Below are 21,283 nucleotides of genomic sequence, written 5' to 3' on the forward strand. Positions count from 1 at the left end.
TGACGGCAATGACACGATCGCGGCCGGTGCGGGCAACGACGTTATCGATGCAGGCGAAGGCGACGATTCAGTCGATGGCGGCGACGGCGATGATGCGATCAACGGCGCAGGCGGCAACGACACGCTGAACGGTGGCGCGGGCAACGACACGCTGCTCGGTGGAGACGGTGACGACGAGTTCACCGGCGGCACAGGCGATGATTCCATCAATGGCGGCGCGGGTGACGACAATGTCACCTTTTCCGGCGATTCCGACGAATATGACGTCATCTTCAATGGCGACGGCACGGTTACCATCATCGACACTGTCGCGGGCCGGGACGGCACGACCACGCTGGAAGATGTCGAGACGGCGACCTTCGGCGATGGTGTCTTCAACACCGACGGCACCAACAATGCGCCGGAGGCTGTGGACGATGTCGCGGTCACCGATGAGGACGTGGCCGTCAACATCAACGTGGCTGCGAATGACATCGACTTCGACAGCGATGATCTGAATGCCATCGCTGCCTCCGCCGACAATGGCACTGTGGTGGTCGAGGCCGACGGCACGATCACCTATACAGGCAATCAGGACTTCAACGGCACCGACACGATCACCTACACCGTAGATGACGGCCGGGGCGGTCAGGACACGGGCGAGGTCACGGTCACGGTGAACGCCGTGAATGACGCACCGGTGATCACCACCCCGACGGGCGGCGCGATGCGCTTCGATGGCAACACGTCGAACTTCGTGCAGGTCGCCCATGATCCGGCGCTCAGCCCCGACAGCTGGACGGTCGAGGCATGGGTCACCACGTCGGATGCCGATGGCCAGTTCAATCGCGTTGTGACCAAGCCAGTTGGCGGCGGCCAGACCTACAGCCTGGTCGTCAGAAATGGTGAGGCACACATCCGCTTCGACGATGCGACCCTGGGCCAGCAGTTCGTGCAGGCCGGTTTCGTCGCCGACGGTCAGCCGCACCACATCGCAGGCGTCTTCGACGATGCGGCGAACACGCTCAGCCTCTATGTCGATGGCGCTCTGGTGGGTAGCCTCGCAACATCCGGGACGCCGCGTCAGGGCACGGAAGAACTCAATATTGGCCGCTTCAACGACGGCTTCAGCCAGGGCTTCAACGGCGATGTCTCGGAAGTCCGTGTCTGGTCCGAGGCACGGGACGCCACCCAGATTGCCGACAACTTCGATCAGGTCGTGGATTCCTCGGCCGAGCCGAATCTCGAACTCTACCTGACCTTTGATCCCACCTTCGCAGAGCCGGGCCAGGTGCAGGATCTGTCGGGCCGCGATCTGGACGGCACCATCTTCGGCAGCCCGCAGTTTGTGGCTGGCGGTGCGCCGGTCGATCAGGCGATCCAGACCGAAGTCGGCACGGAAGTCCGCTTCTTCGGCGGCGCTGTCGCGGATGCCGATCTGGACGAGGGCACCGGCCAGATCCAGGTGACGGTCGAGGCCGTGAACGGCACCATCGACGTATCCTCGGGTACGGGCGCGTCGATCGTCGGCGACCAGTCGAACACGGTCATCATCACCGGCACCCTGGCCCAGGTCTCGGGCTCGCTGTCGAACATGACATTTACGCCGGATGCCGGTTTCATTGGCACCGAAACCGTCACTGTCACCGCCAATGATCTTGGCAACACGGGCGCGGGTGGACCGCTCACCGATGTCCAGACCTTTGACATCCTGGTGGTCGAGCCGAACGTTGCGCCGGAGGCCACGGACGATGCAGCTTCGGTTGATGAGGATGGCACGATCCTGATCGACGTGCTGGCCAACGACACGGACGACAATGGCGAACCGTTGATCATCACCTCGGTCAGCACCCCGGCCAATGGCACTGCGGTGATCGAGGGCAACCAGATTCGCTACACCCCGGATGCAGACTTCAACGGCGCGGACGCGTTCACCTACACCATTGATGACGGCAAGGGCGTCACCGACACCGCAACGGTCTCGGTGACGATCGACCCGGTCAATGACGCGCCGATCATTCTGGTGGGCGGCACCGATGCGACTGGCACGGTTGTCGAGGACTCCGCAGATCCGCTGACCGAGAGCGGCTCGGTCGCCTTCCTGGATGTCGATACGGGCGACACCCACACCGCGACCGCCAGCTTCACCGGTGCGACCGGCGATCTGGGCGGCATCAGCGCGGCGCAGGCCGAGGGCCTCTTCTCGGCGGTGATCAACGGCTCGGCGGCGGACTGGAGCTTCAGCGCCGACAACGCCCTGTTCGATCCCCTCGACTTCAACGAACAGCTGGTTCTGGGGTACAGCATCGAGATCGATGACGGCAATGGCGGTACTGCCGTCCAGAACGTCACGATCCTGGTCGAGGGCCGTGAGGACCGCCACGAAGTTTCCGGCACGGTCGATGCGGGCAGCGTCACGGAAGACGATGCGCCGGTCACCATCGACCTGCTGGCGAACGCTTCGGACGCCGATGGCGACGATTTGGATGTCGAGAACGTGGTGGTCACGTCCTCCAACGCCGCGCGCAATGTCGCCTTCACGGTGGACAGCGAGACCGGCCAACTGGATATCGACCCGGGCCAGTTCAGCGATCTCGGCGACGGCGAGAGCGAGACGATCACGGTCGACTACGCTTTATCGGACGACAGTGTCGACTTCACCGACAGCATCGGATCGCCCAATGTCCCGAATGGCGGCGTCACCTATGTCGTTGATTTCGATACGGGCAATACGTTCACTTTCGTTCGCTCAAGCGGTCCGTTCCTGCCCGCAGCGCAGGAACCGACCAACGGTGCCTACGTTCACGTCAATCCGAACAATGGGTTCGTTGGCAGTGTCATCGTGCGGTCGTTCCTGGATGGTGTGGAGACGGCTCGCGATGCGTCGGAGATCGCCTTCGGGAACTATGGCGGTACGGTCAGTGGGGCCAGCTTCAGCGGTGCGTTCTCCAACAGCACGATCACTTGGACCGCGCACGCGCTGGAAACGGCGGATGGCGAACGTTGTGTCTCGATCCGGCTGGATAACGTCAGCCACTTCACCGATGACGGGCTGACAGTGAGTTCCGCCAATTTCGACGTCACTACCGATGTCGCGGCGCAGGCAACGCTTGAGGTCACCGGGATCACCAAGCTGGTTTTCACGGCGGGCAACGATACGGTTGACCTGAACAATGTCGTCGCGGCGGACGCCGAGGATGGAAATGTGAGCAACGCCGGTGACGGCGCCGACAATGTCACCCTGGCGGGCAGCGTTGCAGATGCCAACGAGGCCGGCTTCATCGTGGGCGAGACCTTCTTCGGCGGGGCAGGTGACGACACGATTGTCGGCGGTGGTCTTGATGATGTGATCGACGGCGGCGATGGCGGCGACTTCATCTCCGGTGGAGAAGGCGCGGATTTGCTGATCGGCGGGACCGGGCTGAACATCCTGAATGGCGGTGCTGGCGACGACACCTTGATATCATCTGCGGGCTCGAGTCTTGACGCCCTGAATGGTGGAGCAGGCAACGATTCTCTGGTGGCAGTCGAAACGGTGTTCATGTCCGGCGGCGGCGGGAATGACACGCTGACAGCTGGATCAGGTGGTGGAAATCTCTCAGGTGATGGCGGTGATGATGTCCTGACCGGCGGTGACGGCAGTTCTACGGATCTGTTCGGGGGCGCAGGCAACGATCTGCTGACGGCCGGCGCGGCCGGCGCGAACATGTCCGGCGGAAATCAGGACGACACGCTGATTGGCGGAGTGGATGGCGATGACATCACCGGCGGCAATGGCGCCGATCTGTTGTTCGGTGGTGGTGGCCTGGACGTCGCCAGCGGTGGCGATGGCGACGACACCGTTGAAGGTGGCGCGGGTGGAGATTTCCTCTCAGGCGGTGGCGGCACCGATGATCTTTCCTATGCCGGATCCGGTTCAGCAGTTACCGTTGATTTGGCTTCCGGCGCTGCATCCGGCGGCCATGCTTCGGGCGACTCCTTCAGTGGATTTGAGAACCTCGTCGGCTCCAGCCACTCCGACAGTTTGAGCGGTGATGGCGGCGCGAACAGGATTGTCGGCGGTTCGGGTGCCGACACCATCACCGGTGGTGCCGGCGATGATACAGTCGATGGCGGCGATGGCGTTGACACTCTGATCCTCAGCGGCAATGCGGCGGAATACACGGCGACGGACAATGGCGATGGCACTTTCGATATTGCCGACAGCGTGATCGGACGCGACGGCACCACCACGGTTTCAGGCATCGAAGCGCTCGCCTTCGCAGATGGCGGAGTGGCTTTTTCGACCTTCACGGCCCCTGGCCCGCAATTGACCAACGACCTCGGCTTTACGGGCACGGAGAACGTGCCGGTACTGCTGGATGTGCTGGCGAACGACAGCGGCAATGATCTGCGGATCGTGTCGGCACAGGCGTCGTCGGGTGCGGCGGTGAGCTTTACCGGCAACATCGGCGATGGCATCACGCTGGATCCGTCTGGCGGCAATGTCGCTGACATTGGCTTCGGGCGGACCATTAGCTATGACGGGCTGGCTCCGGGCGACAGGATTGCCGACATCATCACCTTCGTGGTCGAGGATGCGGCGGGCAATCAGGCCGGCGATGCGGTAGTGATCCGCAAGGTCCTGGCGTTCAACAACATCGGCAACCAGAACACGCCGTCGCTGGATCTGGACGGCGTGATCCTGACAGGTTCGGCCAATGTGCAGGCGCTGAACTTCAACGGCGTCGGTATCGTGGGCGGCCCGTTCACGGCGCGCCTGGATCCGGGTGAGACGCTCAGCCTGGATTTCGATCATCTGGCTGCGAACTTGATCTTCCAGGTCGGCACCGTGAACAACACGACCGGCATTGATGGCGTACAGGTTCTGGTCGAGGGCTTCGACGTCGACGGCGTGTCTCTGGGCACGCAGACGGTGACGGCAGCATTCACGGAACTGGGCGGCGAGATCTCGGCGGCCTTCGGCAATGCGCCGTTGTCACGTGTGGAAATCACGGGCCAGGGCGACGCCTTCATCATGCGTTCGCTGTCGTTCGATGAGATTCAGGGCGACGGCTTCGCCATCATCGAAGTCTCGGGCGTGAACGATGCGCCGGTGATCGTTGACCAGACCTTCTCGATCGCCGAGGACAGCTTCGGCCTTTTCGAGACGCTGGACCTCGACGATCCGGACCGGAATCACAGCGAGTTCGACCTGACACTGAACCTGATCTCGGCCCCGGCGGGCGCCACGGTCAATATGGACTTCGGCGAGCTAGACTTCCGCCTGAACGGCCAGTTCCAGGATGTGAGCCTGGGCGAGGTGCGCGACGTGGAAGTCACCTACACGGCAACCGACCCGGACGGGGCGGTTTCTGACATCGGCACGATCACGATCCAGATCAGTGGCAACAACGATCCGGTGACGGCACACGACGACGCTGCCACCGTCGATGAGAACAGCTCTGTTCTGATCGACGTTACTGCGAATGACACCGACATCGACGCACTCGATACGCCGACAGTCCAGTCGGTCGGGACTGCCGCCAACGGCACGGTCGGGATCGAGGGCGGCGAGATCCGCTATACCCCGAACGCCGACTTCTTCGGCTCCGATAGCTTCACCTACGTTGTCACCGATGGAAACGGTTCCACAGATACTGCAACTGTCAACGTGATGGTGAATGAGGTCGGGCCTCAGTTGACCAACGACCTCGGTTTCACGGGCACGGAGAATGTGCCAGTTCTGCTGGATGTGCTGGCAAACGATAGCGGCAACGACCTGCGCATCGTGTCGGCAGAGGCGGCTTCCGGTGCGACGGTCAGCTTCACGGGCAACATTGGCGACGGCATCACGCTGGATCCGTCCGGTGGCGACACCGCGGGTCTGAGCTTTGGGCGGACACTGAGCTTTGACGGTCTCGCACCGGGCGACACGATTGCCGACATCATCACCTTCGTGGTTGAGGACGCGAACGGCGATCAGGCCGGCGACGCGGTTGTAACCCGCAAGACGCTGGACCTCTCGGGTATCGGGTCAAGCACGGTTGCGTCGCTCGATCTGGACGGCGTGACCGTCACCGGCTCGGCGAACGTGCAGTCGCTGAACTTCAACGGCCTGGGCATCCAGGGGGGGCCGTTCACGGCGCGTCTGGATGCGGGCGAGACCATGCGTCTGGACTTCGACCATCTGGCGGCCAACGTGCTGTTCCAGGTCGGCACCGTAAACAACACCACCGGGATCAACGGTGTGCAGGTGCTGGTCGAGGGCTTCGATGCCGACGGCGTGTCGCTTGGCACGCAGACGGTCACGGCGAACTTCACCGAGCTGGGCGGCCACATCTCGGCGGCCTTCGGGGATGTGCCGCTGTCGCGGGTGGATATCACTGGTCAGGGCGACGCCTTCATCATGCGGACGCTCAACTTCGACGAGATCCAGGGCGACGGCTTCGCCATCGTGACCGTATCGGGCGTCAACGACGCGCCGGTGATCGTGGATCAGGCCTTCTCGATTGCCGAGGACAGTTTCGGTCTGTTCGAGACGCTGGATCTCGACGATCCGGACCGCAATCACAGCGAATTCGACCTGACGCTGAATGTGATTTCCGCCCCTACGGGTACTACCACGAACTTTGACTTCGGCGAGTTTGACTTCCGCCTGAACGGTCAGTTCCAGGACGTCAGCCTGGGCGAAGTGCGCGACGTGTTCGTCACCTACACAGCGACCGATCCGGACGGCGCGGTCTCGGATATCGGCACGATCACGATCCAGATCAGCGGCAACAACGATCCGGTGACGGCCAATGACGACACGGCGACGCTAGAAGAAGACGCCTTTGTCGTCATTGATGTGCTGGCGAATGACAGCGATGCTGATGGTGACAATCTGACTGTCATTTCGGCCAGTGCGCTGAATGGTTCGGTCGTGATCGGCGCAAACGGTGCGCTGACCTACACCCCCGACGCCGGTTTCACTGGGGCGGACACGATCAGCTACGCCGTCACGGATGGAAATGGCGGCACCGATGCTGCGGAAGTTGCTGTGACAGTGACGCCGGGCACCGACGATTCGGTTGTCGGCGGCGCCTCGCCGGATCTGCTGATCAATGGCGCCGGCAACGACACGATTGAGGCCGGCGGCGGCGACGACACGGTTTTCGCCGGTACCGGCAATGATTTTATCGATGGTGGTCCGGGTGCTGATGTGATCGATGCCGGACCCGGCGACGACACGATCCGCAACAGTGTGGAGGACACGATCGACGGCGGCGAAGGCTTCGACGTGGTCATCACGACTGACGCCAGCGACTCGGATCGGTTCAGGAATGTCGAGCAGTTCGAGTTTGCGACCGATGACAGCGACGATGTCATCCTGGGGTCCGAACTTGCCGACGCGATCGATGGCGGCAAGGGCAATGACAGCCTGTCCGGCCGGGCTGGCAACGACACAATCCTGGGCAACCAGGACAACGATACCCTCGATGGCGGCGGCGGTGCGGACCTTCTGGAAGGCGGTGCCGGCGAGGACCGCCTGCTGGGCGCGGTCGGGAACGATACGCTGGACGGCGGCGAGGACAACGACAGCCTGTTCGGCGGCGGCAACGACGACCAGCTTTCCGGTGGTGCGGGTGATGACAGTCTCGCCGGCGGCAATGGCGCGGACACGCTTTCGGGCGGCGCGGGCGCGGACACCCTGGCCGGCGGCCTGGGCAGCGATCTGGCTGACTACAGCGGGTCCGCCAGCGCAGTTGATGTCGACCTTGAGGCTGGAACAGGCGCCGTCGGTGATGCCGCGGGCGACGTGCTGATCAGCATCGAGAATCTGGCCGGCTCGGCTTCCAATGACACGCTCATCGGCACTGCGGGCGACAACGCATTGTTCGGCAACGGTGGGGACGACATCCTGTCCGGCGGAGCGGGCGATGACTCTCTGACTGGTGGTCTTGATGACGACTTGCTGGAGGGCGGTGACGGTGCCGACACGCTGTCCGGCGGTGCAGGTGACGATACTGTTGCCTATGCCGGTTCTGATGCAGCGGTGAACGTCAATATCGGCACCAACGTTGCGTCTGGCGGTCACGCGGAAAACGACATTCTGAGCGGTTTCGAGAACCTCATCGGGTCCGGTTTCGCCGACACGCTCTCGGGTTCGGGTGGGGCCAACATACTGGATGGCGGAGATGGTGATGACCTGCTTGCGGGCGGCCCCGGTGCGGACAGCCTGATCGGCGGAAATGGCAGCGATGCCGCGAACTATGCCGCATCAAACGCAGCCGTGTCGGTCGATCTGTCCGCTGGCATCGGCTCCGGCGGCCATGCGGACGGCGACAGTCTGAATGGTGTCGAGAATCTCTTCGGCTCATTACATGACGACACCCTGACCGGCGACGATGACGCCAACCTCCTCGTGGGCAATGGTGGCAATGACTCGCTCCGTGGCGCCCTTGGTGACGATACGCTGCTGGGTGGCCAAGGTGCAGATACGCTGAACGGTGGCAACGGTACCGACCTGGTCGACTACAGCACCTCGGGCGCCGCGGTTCAGGTTGATCTTGGCTCTGGGACGGGCGCTGGCGGACTCGCCGAAGGTGATGTCCTCAACAACATCGAGATCCTGATCGGTACGGCATTTGGCGATGTACTGGAAGGCGATGCCGACAGCAACGTCCTGACCGGCGGCAACGGCGACGACACGCTTCAGGGCCGCAGCGGCGAAGATACGCTGCAAGGCGGCGATGGTTTCGATCTTGCCTCCTACGCAGATTCCGGGTCGGCGGTCAGTGTTGATCTCGTTGCCGGAAGCGGTTCGGCGGGGCAGGCCATCGGCGACGTGCTGACGGATATTGAAGGCCTGATCGGCTCGGGCTTCAATGACACGCTCTCGGGCAATGGCTCGGCCAACGACATATCGGGCGGCGCGGGCGGGGACGGAATTTCCGCGGGTGGTGGAGACGATACTGTCGATGGCGGTGATGGCCTGGATACGATCAGTGGCGGCTTCGGTAATGATTCACTGATCGGGGCCGACAATGACGATGTTCTGAATGGCAATGAAGGAAACGACTCGCTCTTTGGCGGCAACGGTTCCGACACCCTGAACGGTGGCCAGGACGATGATCTGCTTGAAGGCCGAAACGGTGCCGACTCTCTGGAAGGCGATCTGGGCAACGACACGCTGGATGGCGGCGACGGCAACGACACGCTGCGCGGTAACGAAGGCGATGATGAATTGTCTGGCTTCTTCGGTCAGGACAGCCTGTTCGGAGGAGATGGAGCCGATACGCTGGACGGTGAAGGGGGTGACGACACACTGTTCGGCGGCGCGGGCGCTGATCTGCTCAGAGCAGGAGCAGATGACTCGAACGCGTTTGGCGATGACCTCCTGTTCGGGGGAGCGGGCAACGACACCCTCGACGCGGAATTCTCGAATGTCGGCACGCGCCTGCACGGCGACAACGGTGATGACCTTCTTATCGCCGGTCTCGAGAGTGATCGTACTGTTTATGATGGTGGAAGTGGCAATGATACCGTCAGCTATCAGAACATCGTCGATGCCAGCTTCGATCCGTTTGAGGTGAACCTCGTATTGGGCGAAGCCCGGCACCCGGATGCGTTTGGCCCCGATACCCTGACCGGGATCGAGAATGTGATCGGCACAGTTTTCAAGGATGTGCTGATCGGAGGCTTCGACGACAACGAACTTGCCGGACTGGGCGGCAACGACACGTTGAGCGGGCTGGCCGGAAACGACACCCTGTTCGGCGGCTCGGACAACGATGTCCTGCGTGGGGGAGACAACGGAGACCTTCTGTTCGGCGGTGCGGACGATGACCAGCTTGAAGGCCAGGATGGACAGGACGAACTGAACGGCGACGGTGGCAATGACACGCTGGAAGGCGGCACAGCCAATGACACGCTGTTCGGCGGGCTGGGTAACGACTCGCTGAAGGGCGAGGCCGACAATGACCTGATCCACGGCGATGCGGGCAATGACAGCCTGTTCGGCGGCGTCAGCGGCGACACGCTGTTTGGCGGCGATGGCGCAGACCTGCTCAACGGCGACGACGGTCAGGACGTACTGAACGGCGACGCCGGCAGCGACATCCTGAACGGTGGCGGCGCCGGGGATACGCTGAGCGGCGGTGGAGGTAATGATATCCTGGACGGTGGTGACGGTGATGATGTCCTGAACGGCGGGGATGATGCAGATTCGCTGATCGGCGCAGCCGGCAACGACCTTATTTCTGGCGATGACGGCAACGACCAGCTGTTCGGCGGCGACAACAGCGACACGCTGTTCGGCGGCGATGGTGCCGACTCTCTGGAAGGTCGGGACGGTCAGGACCAGCTGTTCGGCGGGGCCTTCGGTGACACCATCTTTGGCGGGAACGCCAATGACCTGCTGGACGGCGGCGACGGCAACGACAGCTTGGCGGGCGATGCCGATGATGACATTTTCAGGTCCGGCCTGGGCAGCGACACGCTGGATGGCGGCAACGGTGTCGACGTCGCCGACTACAGCGAATCCAATGCCGCGGTTGGTGTCCGCCTGGACAACGGGGTCACGAACGGTGGTCACGCTGCGGGCGATGTTCTGATCAGTATTGAGAACCTGACCGGATCGGACTTCGGCGACAGCCTGTTCGGCGACGGCACGGCGAACCTCATCCAGGGTGGCACAGGCGATGATCTGGTTCAGGGTTTCAGCGGCGAAGACACGCTGGATGGCGGCGATGGCTTCGACACGGCAACCTATCTCGGATCAGCCAGCGGCGTGGAGGTCGATCTGTCGACGGGTCTGGGATCGGCCGGTCAGGCCATCGGTGACGTGCTGTTGAATATCGAGGCCATAACCGGCTCGGCATTCGATGACACGTTGACCGGTGACAGTTCCGGAAATCGGCTCACCGGTGCTGCCGGCAACGACAGCATGGATGGCGGGGCAGGCGGCGATACGCTGTTTGGCGGTGACGGTGATGACACGCTGATCGGTGCGACCGGCTTCGATTCGCTGGATGGCGGTGACGGCCGGGACGAGCTGTTCGGCGGCGATGGCGCGGATACGCTTGACGGTGGCGACCGGGGCGACCTGCTGGAAGGCCGCAGCGGTCAGGACGATCTGTTCGGCGGCAATGGTGCGGACACGCTTGATGGCGGCGGGGGCAACGATGCGATGGATGGTGGCGCCGGCAATGACCGCTTCGTGTTCGGGACCGGCGACGGCGACGATCAGATCAGCGGCTTCCAGGCGGGTGCGTCGACCGACGACGTGCTCGACTTCTCATCTGACGCCACGATCACCGGTATCAGTGATCTGACCATCGGCGATGACGGGTCGGGCAATGCGCTGATCGAATACGGGACGGGCGACACGATCACGCTGCTGGGTGTCGACTTCAACAACCTGGAAGGCGACGACTTCCAGTTCTGACCTAGCCTAGCCTGGCTGTATCCGCAGCAGTTCAGGTGGAAAAGGCTGGTGCGACAGAAACAGATTCAGCCGGGACGCCGGTGCGGCATCCCTCTATTGCGCCAGGGTCCGAGCCGATGTCTGGCCCCACATTGTTGCCTGATATCCGGGACTTCCCGCTGTCGCGTGGCAATGCCTCAGGCCGGATCCATGCTGACTTGGGGTGATCGCAACACATCATCACCCGTTCCGACCAACTCGACTGACAAGTTCTCGGCAGCGGTTCTTGCCGCTTCATGATCCACCAGCATCCCGGACAGCATCGCCAGGGCAAGCAGAACGGCAGTCTCGTCCCAGCGCGTGAACTTCGGAGCCCAGATATCATCCCCGGTCAGTGCGGTCAGGACGAATGCCAGTATGGCGCCGACAAGCAGGAGCTGCGACAGCACGGGCGCGACAAGTGCTCACGGCAAGAGGGATGCCAGCCAGAGCGCTACGGAAAATACGCCGGCAACCCGCAGAATGCCGGTCGGAATGTTCAGTTCGCAGCCGCGCCGCCGCCGGACGACGACGGTTCCGTTGCCGGAGCGAGTGATGACGCCGGCGCATCGCCGCTCGATGGCTATCTGGAGGCGGCTGGCATTGATCCGGGCACCCTGGACCACGATGCGGGCGGTCTGCCGCCCACGGACGTGCTTCTGGACGAGGTTGGGGATCAGACAGGCGCTGAAGGCGATGGCGCAGACCAGGGCGGTTTCGACGATGCCGGATTGGATTTCACGGTTGTGGACACGGATGACACGCCGCCCGATGACGATCCCCAGAACCACGGGGTATAGGCGCTCGTTGGACCAGGCTGGATTAGGGGCCTTGTCGCCCCGGATCTGCAACTTGCTTTCAAACCGGACCTGTATCAGTTCCTTGTTTGTCGGTAGATTGCCGATTCAATCAAGCTGCAGACTGAAGCCGTTCAGTATGGATTTATGAAGCCTGGACATCGAAGTTGTCTGCGAAGGGGAGGCCGAGATACCTTGGGTACCCATCCTGAAACCATTTTTAATCAACGCTGGTGACCGGCCCACGCAACCATAGGTCCCCGATACCGTGTCGGATGAAGATGCTTGCGCGCGCCCGCAACCATTGATACCGAACGGGCCGTCCCCTCATCGAGGTTGGCCCGTTTGGCTTCTGGTTCCGTGCGGTCGGAGAAATTTCCGCCGTCTCGATGTCGCCGATATCTCCGCATTTCGCGATTGAAACGATGGGCGCAGCCGGACGCTCTGCTGTGATTGATGGGGACGCAACACACCCTCGGGTGGACGGTGATCTGTCAGGACAGTTCGGATCAAACCGGATGCCGCCGCGCGGTGATCCAGGCCACTGACTCGCCGCATCCGGCTTTGTCTGACAAGATCGATGACCAAAGGGTGGAAATCATTTTAGAGAGGCGGACATGCACAAATGGAAAGTTGCCGGCGCGGCGCTCGCTTTCGCCTTGCCCGTGACCGCTACTCAAGCCTTTGAGGCGCTGGTGGAAAGTTCGGACCCCGGTCTGGGTCTGGAGCCTTTCCAATTTCTCAGGGAAGGTGAGCAGATCGATCTCACCGGTGGGCACATGCTGGTGCTCGGCTATCCAGTCTCGTGCATTCACGAGCGCATTACTGCGGGACAGGTCACCATCGGCGAACGACAAAGCGCGGTTCAGGGCGGGGCCGTGGAGCGCACGACGCTGTCTTGCGGCGAGCACGTGAAACTTTCGGCGTCAGAACGGCAGGAAAGCGGCGCGAGTGCCTGGCGAGACCCGCGCGCCATGACGCCTGCGTTGCTCAATGATCTCGCGCCACTCTTGATCTTCGACTTGCCGCCTGAGGCTGTTGTCATCCAGCGAACTGACATGCCAGACAATCCGATACGGCTGGGTTCGCCCGGCCGTGCAGTAGATTTCGCCCGGCGCGGGATCCTTCTCGCTGCAGGCGGTATATACGAGATCAGCGCCCGTGGCCGTACCCGCACCATCGAGATTGACTTCGATGCACAGGCGGTCGGAGGTCCCGCCTTGACGCGCCTTGTCCGCTTCTGACCGCGTGAAGCCGATGAAGGGTATCCTTGCGGCTGCCGCCATCAGCGGCGTTGCCACGCTACTTGTCCTTGCGACGCCGGCCGCATCCTGGCTTGGTGGCCTTTCGGCGGACTTCCTTTTTCCTGCACGGCACGCCCTGGGTCTTGAACCGAAAATGGCCAGTCCCGTTTCTGCCGTGGTTGTCGCTATCGACGAGGAAACATATCGTCGGCCACCATTCGAGGGCCTGCCCAAGGTGGCCTGGACGGCTCTTCTGGGGGAGGCAATCGGCGCGGTGCTGGACGCCGGCGCCGTGGTGGTCGGTCAGGATGTAATCCTGCCAACCAGCCTCGAAAGTCTTCTTCCCGGCAATGACCGTCCCTATCTCGCCACATTGGCACGCGGTGCGGCAGAGGGTCGTATCGTTCTTGGTGCGGCACGCCATCAGGGCGAGCGTATCGGACCCCATCCTGTGCATCGGATGCTGGCGCGCGGTGAAACGAACATCCGCCTGGTCAACCTTCTGACAGATGCGGATGGCGTAATCCGGCGCGCGCCCGTGCTTTTTGGTGACCAGAACAACCAGACCACCGCCTTTGCCGTCGAACTTGCCGGTCGCGCAATGCAGGCTGCGCCAAAGGTTGAAGGAAACAGGCTGATCTTGGGGGGTCGCGAAGCGACAATGGCCTCCGGAGGCGGCCTCATTCTGAACTTCCGCGCCGATCCGGGAGCTGTGCCGCTCTACAGCCTGGCTGACATCCTGGCTTGCGCCCGAACCGGCCGAACCGGATATCTGAGAGAAGCCTTCGCTGGCCGCGTGGTGATTATCGGTTCTGTACTGGATCTGGAGGACCGCAAGACTACGGCCGCCCGCTACCTAGGCCGCCGCGATGGCGATCACTTCGCCGGGCGGTGCGTGCACCCTGTCATGGCGTCGGTATATGGCGACGCGATAGCTCGTCAGACAGTTCCAGGTGTCATGATCCACGCCCGCGCCGTCAACGACATGATGAACGGCACGGCACTTGCTGCGCTTCCTCCCCGGGGCACGGTTCTGCTTGTCTTCATCCTGGGCTTTGCTGGCGGCCTTCTGGTGTTGAACGCGTCGGCACTGGCCGCCGCAGCGGGGGTGACATGCCTTGTTCTGCTCACAGCTTTCGGAGCGCTCTGGGCCTTTTCAGCCGGCCTGGTCACACCCTGGTTGTCGGCGGAGGTGGCCCTGCTGATGGCCGGCGGCGTCAGCTATGGCTATCGATTCGCCATCACCGATCGTGACAAACGTCATCTCAGGCGTTCCTTCGCGCGCTATCTCAGCCCGGAAGTTGTCGAGGAACTGGTCGCATCCGGACGCGCACCGGAACTTGGTGGCGAGACCCGGGAAGTCACCGTCTGGTTCTCCGACCTCGCAAGTTTCACAAAGATGTCGGAAGGCATGAGTCCTGAAGACCTCGTCGCGACGCTGAACGACTACCTCTCCATTGTCACGGAGACAATCATCGGCCACAGGGGCATGATCGACAAATACATCGGCGATGCCGTCGTCGGCGTCTTCGGCGCACCGCTGGACGATCCCGATCACGCCCGCCACGCCGTCGACGCCGCACGCGCTTGTCAGGCTCGCCTCGCCGAGTTCGCCGATGACCGGGTCCGATCTGGCCGCCCATGGCCGCCGACGCGACTCGGGCTGAACACGGGACCGGCGCTGGTAGGCAACATCGGCTCGGTGCAGCGCTACGATTACACGGTCATGGGCGACGCGGTGAACCTTGCTGCCCGGCTCGAGAGCCTGAACAAGCGATACGGTTCCACGGTGTTGCTGAGTGGGGCGACGGCGCAGGCCAGCGGCGCGAAGGATCTGCGTCTGATCGACCGCGTTCAGGTGGTCGGCCGCAGCGAGCCGACCGACATCTTCGGGCCGACCACAGGACTGTCCGAAACTCACCTGGCTGCCTTCGAGGCCGCGCGGCAAGCCTTTTCGGCCGGACGATTTGCAGAATCAGCGGAAGGCTTCTCCGCTCTCGCATCGACCGATCCGGTGGCTGCTCATCGGTTGGAGCACGCCCGCGCGTTGTTCGCCGACCCGCCCGAGCGCTGGGCGGGTGTTACAGTGCTGGACAAAAAATGATCCTGAGCATCAGTTGAAGCTCCGGTGTCATGCCGATGTCGCACTCGGAAGGCCTCCGGCCGCACTCTGTAGCCCTGCCACTGGCGCCAATAGTCCGCTGAATTCCAGGAGCCAAAACTCGGCAAGTGCTGTGCGCGTCACTCGGCCTCGTGCAGGCGGATCAAGCGCAAATCTGATTCCGGAATGACGATGACCCAGTCGTCCAGGCCGGAAAGGTCATCGGATTCGTGGGCCGAAATCCAGTAACAGCGCGTCTCCTCGCCGTAGTAATGGATGATCTGGGTCTCGGTTATCGCGACAATATCGCCGGCGTCGAGGCGGGCACTGCGCTCCCGGCCACGATTGTCGCTCAGTCCGCGGGTCGAGATTGCGCCACACTCCTCCGAAACTTCGAATGCGCCGCCGCGGCGGATCTCCAGGCAATAGGGCGGGGCGGGGCCTGATGATGCTCTCTCCAAGAGGCTGCCACAGTCGACGGGACGGGCCGGAGCGGCGATCCCGGCCACTGGTGCGGAAGGCAGCGGGCGGGTCACGGCTATCTGCTGTTCCCGGGCGGGGCTCGTTTCCACAGTCAGGGCCCTCAGCCGGGCCTCGGCGATTGCCGTGAAGACGCCGTTCGGGAAGCGCCGCCGGTAGTCCTGGAAGAGAACGGGATCGTCGGAATCCCTTATGCTCTCCCAGTAAAGAATTTCCGCTCGGGAACCGGTGCCCTGCGGCTCCGCAGGCTGCGGCGATGGAAACTGCGCGGAACGGCCCTCTCGATTGAAGACAAAGTCACCGATCAGCGAGGAAGAGGACCAGGGAATCTGACGCTCTTCCGAAAAGGCTGCGACCCTCTGGCGGACGCGCTTGAAGACAGTCTCGATGCTGATCCCCGGCTCGCGTATGACCTCCGCCAGATTGCGGGTGAATGGGCTGTTGGGCCCGTCGCCATCCATAGCGAGTTGGCCCGGCGCGGTCGCGTAGGCAATATAGGTGCCTGTCGGTGCCTGCATCCTCGCCAGTCCCCGGTTCGCCGAGCGGAACCCCTGCTGGAACGGGTTGTTCCGGCAGGCATCCAGAATGACGATATTCACGCCGGTGTTGGCGTGCTCCATCTGCTCGAGGATGCTGTCGGCTGCGACAGATTCGATGTCGACGTCGCCTTCCGCCAGTATTTGCGCCTCTACGGGCAGAAGGTAGTTGCGACCGGAAACCTGCACGCCGTGGCCGGCATAGTAGAACAGGGCCACACCGTCCGGCCCGGCCCGGCGCAGCCAGCGTCCGAAGTCGCGTATCCCACGCTTCATCTTCTGCTGATCGGCGTCGATCAATTCAATCACCCGAAATCCGAGTTCGCGCAGCGTGGCCGCCATCAGGCGTGAGTCGTTCACAGGGTTTTTCAACTTGCCCATTGCGCCATAGTCAGCGTTTCCGATCACAAGTGCGATCCGCTCCTGGGCATTTGCCGGCAGGCTTTGCAGCGCGATGGGCGCAGCTGCGAAGAGCAAGCCGACGAGGGCCATCCGGCCTAAGTTGAAAAGGATACTCAACAAGCACAATGCTCCAATGTGGTCAGCCGGACGAGTGCCAGTATCTCATTCAGAAACACAAAAATGCAAAGTCAGCTTTTGGTTCTGTCTGACAATACACCTACCGGCCGGAAAGCGATGCCACCTCCTGCGCGAACCATTGAGGATCGGACAGTTTGATCGGTGTCAGCTTGCTGTTGAATGGTCCTAACGCGCCATGCACCAGAATGGCCATCGTCCCGTCCGGTTGAAGCCGCCCTGTCCAGGAGCCGAGCAGAGCAAGGTCCTGTCCGGCAAGCTCGCCTGGCCCGGTCTGCGCCACATCCGTGACCACAACGTCATGTGCTTCGACCGGAAACACGAGGAGGTGCATGTACTCGGCCATGGCATAAATACGGCCGGCCTCGATCTGGTAGGGGATATTGTTCGCTGCAAGCATCCACAGCCCGTCCATCGCTGTAGGCCGCGTTGGAGGCACCTGCGAAATATGCGGCAGGCTGCCCTTCTTGTTGGCAGGTGGCGCAGCTGGAAGGGGCCTTCCGCGTGGGACGGGCAAGTCGTTGCTGGCAGTTTTCCGGGAGTCCTGGGTCGCTGCCGGCGGCTGGTGATGTGGCGTGCTGGTCGCGGCCGATACACCGCGGAAGGAAAAATCGCCGATCAGCGATGAGGAGGACCATGGAATCTGTCGTTCCTCGCTGATGCGGGCAACTTCCTGCCGAACCTTCTTGAAGACCCGTTCGATACTCAGGCCGGGCTGTTTCATGGCGTTGGCCAGAGAAAGTGTGAACGGGCTGTTGGGACCATCCCCGTCCATCGCCAGCTGACCCGGTGCCGTCGAGTAGGCGATGTAGCTGCCGGTCGGGGCCTCCATCCGTGCCAGTCCGCGACCCGCTGAGCGAAATCCCTGCTGGAAGGGGTTGTTACGGCAGGCATCCAGGATGACGATGTTCACGCCGGTGTTGGCGTGCTCCATCTGATCGAGAATGCTGTCGGCCGCGACAGATTCGATGTCGACATCACCCTCGGCCAGGATCTTCGCCTCCACCGGCAGCAGATAGTTGCGGCCGGCAACCTGAACGCCGTGGCCGGCAAAATAGAAGAGCGCTACACCTTCGGGTCCAGCCCGCCTCAGCCAACGACCGAAATCGCGCACGCCGCGCTTCATCGTCTGTTGGTCAGCGTTGATCAGTTCAATCACACGGAAGTCGACTTCGCGCAGTGTTTCGGCCACCAGTTGCGCATCGTTGACCGGGTTTTTCAGGCGCCCCATCGCGCCATAGTCAGCATTGCCGACCACAAGCGCCACGCGTGTCTCGGCGACCACTGCGCCGGTCACAAACAGGGCAAGCAAGAAAACCATCGCGGCAACAAGATGCTGGAATTGATCCCGGTCCTCGCCACGGCCATTGCAGCCAATGTTCGCTATGGTGTGGTCGGACAAGCGCCCTCCTCGAAAGATCAGGTCAAACGGGATCTGAGGTTGCATGCTAGCAGCGGCGTTTCTGGCTTGTCAGATCAATTTGACGATCCGGGTGGCCGCGATCACGTCGCCAACAGGCCATCAACCACCGGATCAACCTGGATGTTCACTTCAGTCCATTTTACAGGTAATTCGCCGGTGTGGATGCACGGCTTCTATTGCGGGTCAAAGCAGATAGCTTCGCACAAGAATCTGCACATCCCGCACGCTCGGTTGATTGTCGATACCATTCCAAAGGCTTGACTCAAACTGGCATCGACAGCGTAGAGCCTTGGATTGATACTGCCCCCGCAACTGCCAAGGCGCTACCGCCGAGTTCGGAAAAGGTGGTTGCGCGTCCCCGCAACCAAAAAAGGGCCACGTCGTATGACGCGGCCCTTTTTCTTTGTCCGGTGGCGTTCGGCCACGATCGGACCGGTCAGTCGGCGGCGTCGCCCATCTGCTCGGCTGTCATGCGGCCGCCCTGCGGCGCGCCGGGGGTGAAGTCGATACCGTCGTAGCCGCTGGCCGCGACCTGATTGATACGCTGCACGTACTTGGGCGAGCCGCCGTTGTAGACGAGGAATCGCGGGTTGCCGTGCTCGTGCCCCTTCACATTCGAATTGTAGCCGGTGAACCAGGACTTCGCCTTCCGCATCAGCATCGACGAATACATGCTGACGACGTGCTCGGTCCATTCCTTCTCGGCCTCGGCGGTGGCCTCCACGCGCTGGTAGCCGTGTTCCCAGACGTGCTCCAGCAGATCGGTGCACCAGTTCACGCCGGTCTCGATCCCGCGCGGATAGTTGGTCGAGGCGGAGCCGCTCTGCGGGCCGGCGGGCATGTACAGGTTGGGAAAGCCGTGGATCATGACGCCAAGGTACGTCGACACGCCCTGATCCCACTTCTCCTTCAGGTTCTGGCCGCCGACGCCGCGAATGTCGATGTGGTCGAACGCGCCCGTCATCGCATCGAAGCCGGTGCCGTAGATGATCACGTCGAATTCGAACTCGCCCTCGCTGGTCCGGATGCCCTTCTCCGTGATCCGCTCAAGCGGCGTTTCGGTGATGTCGACCAGATGGACGTTGTCGCGGTTGTAGGCCTCGAAATACTTGGTCTCCAGCGGCACGCGCTGCACACCGAAGCCGTGATCCTTCGGGATCAGTTTCTCTGCGACTTCCGGGTCGTTCACGCGTTGGCGGATGCGGCTGGCGATATAGTCCGAGATCTCCTTGTTGGCCTTCTCGTCGGTAAAGATCTCACGGAAGTTCTTCAGCCAGATTCCGAACCCGGGTTCGTCGTACAGCCTGTCCCACATTTCCAGTCGTTCCTCGCGGGACACGTCCCAGAAGCCGCGGCGGTCGGGGTGATGTTCGAAACCGCCGGGCGATTTGGAGCAGGCCTCGAAGATCTCGTCGTAGCGGATGCGGATATCGGCCATCTCTTCTTCGGAGATGAGGCTGTTGTTGAGCGGTGCCGCCCAGTTGGGCCGGCGCTGGAAAACGGTCAGTTCGGCGGCTTCCTTGGCGACCTCGGGGATGATCTGGATCGCGGTCGCGCCGGTGCCGATGATCCCGACCTTCTTGCCCTTCAGGTCATAGCCCTCGTGCGGCCAGTAATAGGTGTGGAAGGAGTCGCCCTTGAAATCGTCGCGGCCCTCGACGTTGGGCAGGGTCGGCTGGGACAGCAGACCCAGACCCATGATCACATGGCGGCAGCTCAGCGTGCGGCCGTCGCTCAGTTCCAGGTTCCAGATGTTGTGGCCTTCATCGAAATGCGCGGCTTCGACCTTGACGTTGAACTGCATGTGCTTGCGCAGATCGAACTTCTCGGCCACGAAATTCAGGTATTTCAGGTTCTCCGGCTGGCTGGAGAAGCGTTCCTTCCAGTGCCATTCGTCCAGCACTTCCTTCGAGAACGAATAGCCGTAGGTGTAGCTTTCCGAATCGAAGCGGGCGCCCGGGTACCGGTTGTTGTACCAGGTGCCGCCGAGGTCGCCGCCCATCTCGAGAACGGTCGCGTTCACGCCCAGGTCGACCATCCGCTTGATCTGATAGATACCGCACACACCCGCGCCGATGATGATGACTTCATAGTCAGGTGCGCCCTGAGCTGCACTGGCTGTGGACATGGTGATCTCCTGTGATGTCTTTTCCGATTGTCCGCGGGCGGCTGTGCGCCACGCAGGTCTCTCTCCCTGGCCACAATGATAGCACACTTGATGGGATATTTTGATACGGCTGAGTATTGATATTTCAATCAATAGGTTAGGTAAATTTGTGCGTGCGATCCGCTTCTGTCAGCCGTTTTCGACCGTTGCCTTGTGCAGGCGATGGCGTCACCTTCGGAGCGCTCAACAACGTGAGGGGGAGGGGTTCCGATGACGGACGACGCAGGGACGATCAGGCCCGAGGAGGAGTATCGGGCGTTTCTGGAGCAGGGCAGGTTCATGCTGTTGCGCGGGCGCGCGAGCGGCAGGTTCATGTTCTATCCGCGGGTCGCCGAACCCGGCACCGGCGCGACGGATCTGGAATGGGTCGAGGCATCGGGCGAGGGGACCGTCTATTCCACGACCACGATCGGCCAGAAGCCGCCGAAGGAACCCTACAACGTTGCGCTGATCGACCTGAAGGAGGGGCCGCGGATGATGAGCCGTGTCGACGGGATCGCCTCTGCGGACGTGCGCATCGGTATGCCCGTGAAAGCGCGCGTGATCCGCGAAAACGACACGCCGCTGCTGGTCTTCGAACCCGCATGATGA

9 protein-coding genes are annotated in these 21,283 nt (G+C 62.3%); 4 read left to right on the plus strand and 5 right to left on the minus strand.

The genetic code is table 11. The features are described from left to right. Nucleotides 1-11,389 (plus strand): Ig-like domain-containing protein (locus ACN0X7_RS19235; protein WP_417520096.1); only part of this gene is annotated, 11,389 nt, incomplete at its 5' end. A 176-nt stretch (nucleotides 11,390-11,565) separates the two neighbouring features. On the opposite strand, the gene ACN0X7_RS19240 is transcribed toward ACN0X7_RS19235, so the two are convergent. Together ACN0X7_RS19240 and ACN0X7_RS19245 are read right to left on the minus strand one after the other, a co-directional pair. Continuing rightward, nucleotides 11,566-11,817 (minus strand): hypothetical protein, encoded by a 252-nt coding sequence (locus ACN0X7_RS19240; protein ID WP_417520097.1) that lies wholly within the window; start codon nucleotides 11,815-11,817, stop codon nucleotides 11,566-11,568. A gap of 15 nt (nucleotides 11,818-11,832) precedes the next feature. Further along, on the minus strand, nucleotides 11,833-12,198 hold the full coding sequence (locus ACN0X7_RS19245) for a hypothetical protein (RefSeq protein ID WP_417520098.1): 366 nt from the start codon (nucleotides 12,196-12,198) through the stop codon (nucleotides 11,833-11,835). 623 nt (nucleotides 12,199-12,821) lie between these two features. Here ACN0X7_RS19245 and ACN0X7_RS19250 point away from each other — a divergent pair. Both ACN0X7_RS19250 and ACN0X7_RS19255 read left to right on the plus strand, forming a co-directional pair. Continuing rightward, nucleotides 12,822-13,448 (plus strand): hypothetical protein, encoded by a 627-nt coding sequence (locus ACN0X7_RS19250; protein WP_417520099.1) that lies wholly within the window; start codon nucleotides 12,822-12,824, stop codon nucleotides 13,446-13,448. A gap of 13 nt (nucleotides 13,449-13,461) precedes the next feature. Beyond that, the gene (locus ACN0X7_RS19255; protein WP_417520100.1) at nucleotides 13,462-15,552 is read left to right on the plus strand and encodes a CHASE2 domain-containing protein; all 2,091 of its coding nucleotides are present in this window, start codon (nucleotides 13,462-13,464) and stop codon (nucleotides 15,550-15,552) included. 137 nt (nucleotides 15,553-15,689) lie between these two features. Here ACN0X7_RS19255 and ACN0X7_RS19260 read toward each other — a convergent pair whose 3' ends face one another. The 3 genes from ACN0X7_RS19260 to ACN0X7_RS19270 all read right to left on the minus strand — a co-directional run bounded on the left by ACN0X7_RS19260 (nucleotide 15,690) and on the right by ACN0X7_RS19270 (nucleotide 20,653). Further along, nucleotides 15,690-17,084, minus strand: a complete 1,395-nt coding sequence (locus tag ACN0X7_RS19260) for a caspase family protein (RefSeq protein WP_417520101.1) — start codon at nucleotides 17,082-17,084, stop codon at nucleotides 15,690-15,692. 100 nt (nucleotides 17,085-17,184) lie between these two features. Continuing rightward, nucleotides 17,185-18,504 (minus strand): caspase family protein, encoded by a 1,320-nt coding sequence (locus tag ACN0X7_RS19265; RefSeq protein ID WP_417520102.1) that lies wholly within the window; start codon nucleotides 18,502-18,504, stop codon nucleotides 17,185-17,187. A gap of 457 nt (nucleotides 18,505-18,961) precedes the next feature. Then, nucleotides 18,962-20,653: a flavin-containing monooxygenase gene (locus tag ACN0X7_RS19270; RefSeq protein ID WP_417520103.1), complete on the minus strand. Its 1,692-nt coding sequence runs from the start codon at nucleotides 20,651-20,653 to the stop codon at nucleotides 18,962-18,964. 249 nt (nucleotides 20,654-20,902) lie between these two features. Here ACN0X7_RS19270 and ACN0X7_RS19275 point away from each other — a divergent pair, with 249 nt between their 5' ends. Further along, the gene (locus tag ACN0X7_RS19275) at nucleotides 20,903-21,280 is read left to right on the plus strand and encodes a Zn-ribbon domain-containing OB-fold protein (protein WP_417520104.1); all 378 of its coding nucleotides are present in this window, start codon (nucleotides 20,903-20,905) and stop codon (nucleotides 21,278-21,280) included. Nucleotides 21,281-21,283: the final 3 nt, after the last annotated feature.

Origin of the sequence: Minwuia sp. (assembly GCF_048263705.1) — a bacterium.
In the GTDB taxonomy this organism is placed as follows: Bacteria; Pseudomonadota; Alphaproteobacteria; order Minwuiales; family Minwuiaceae; genus Minwuia.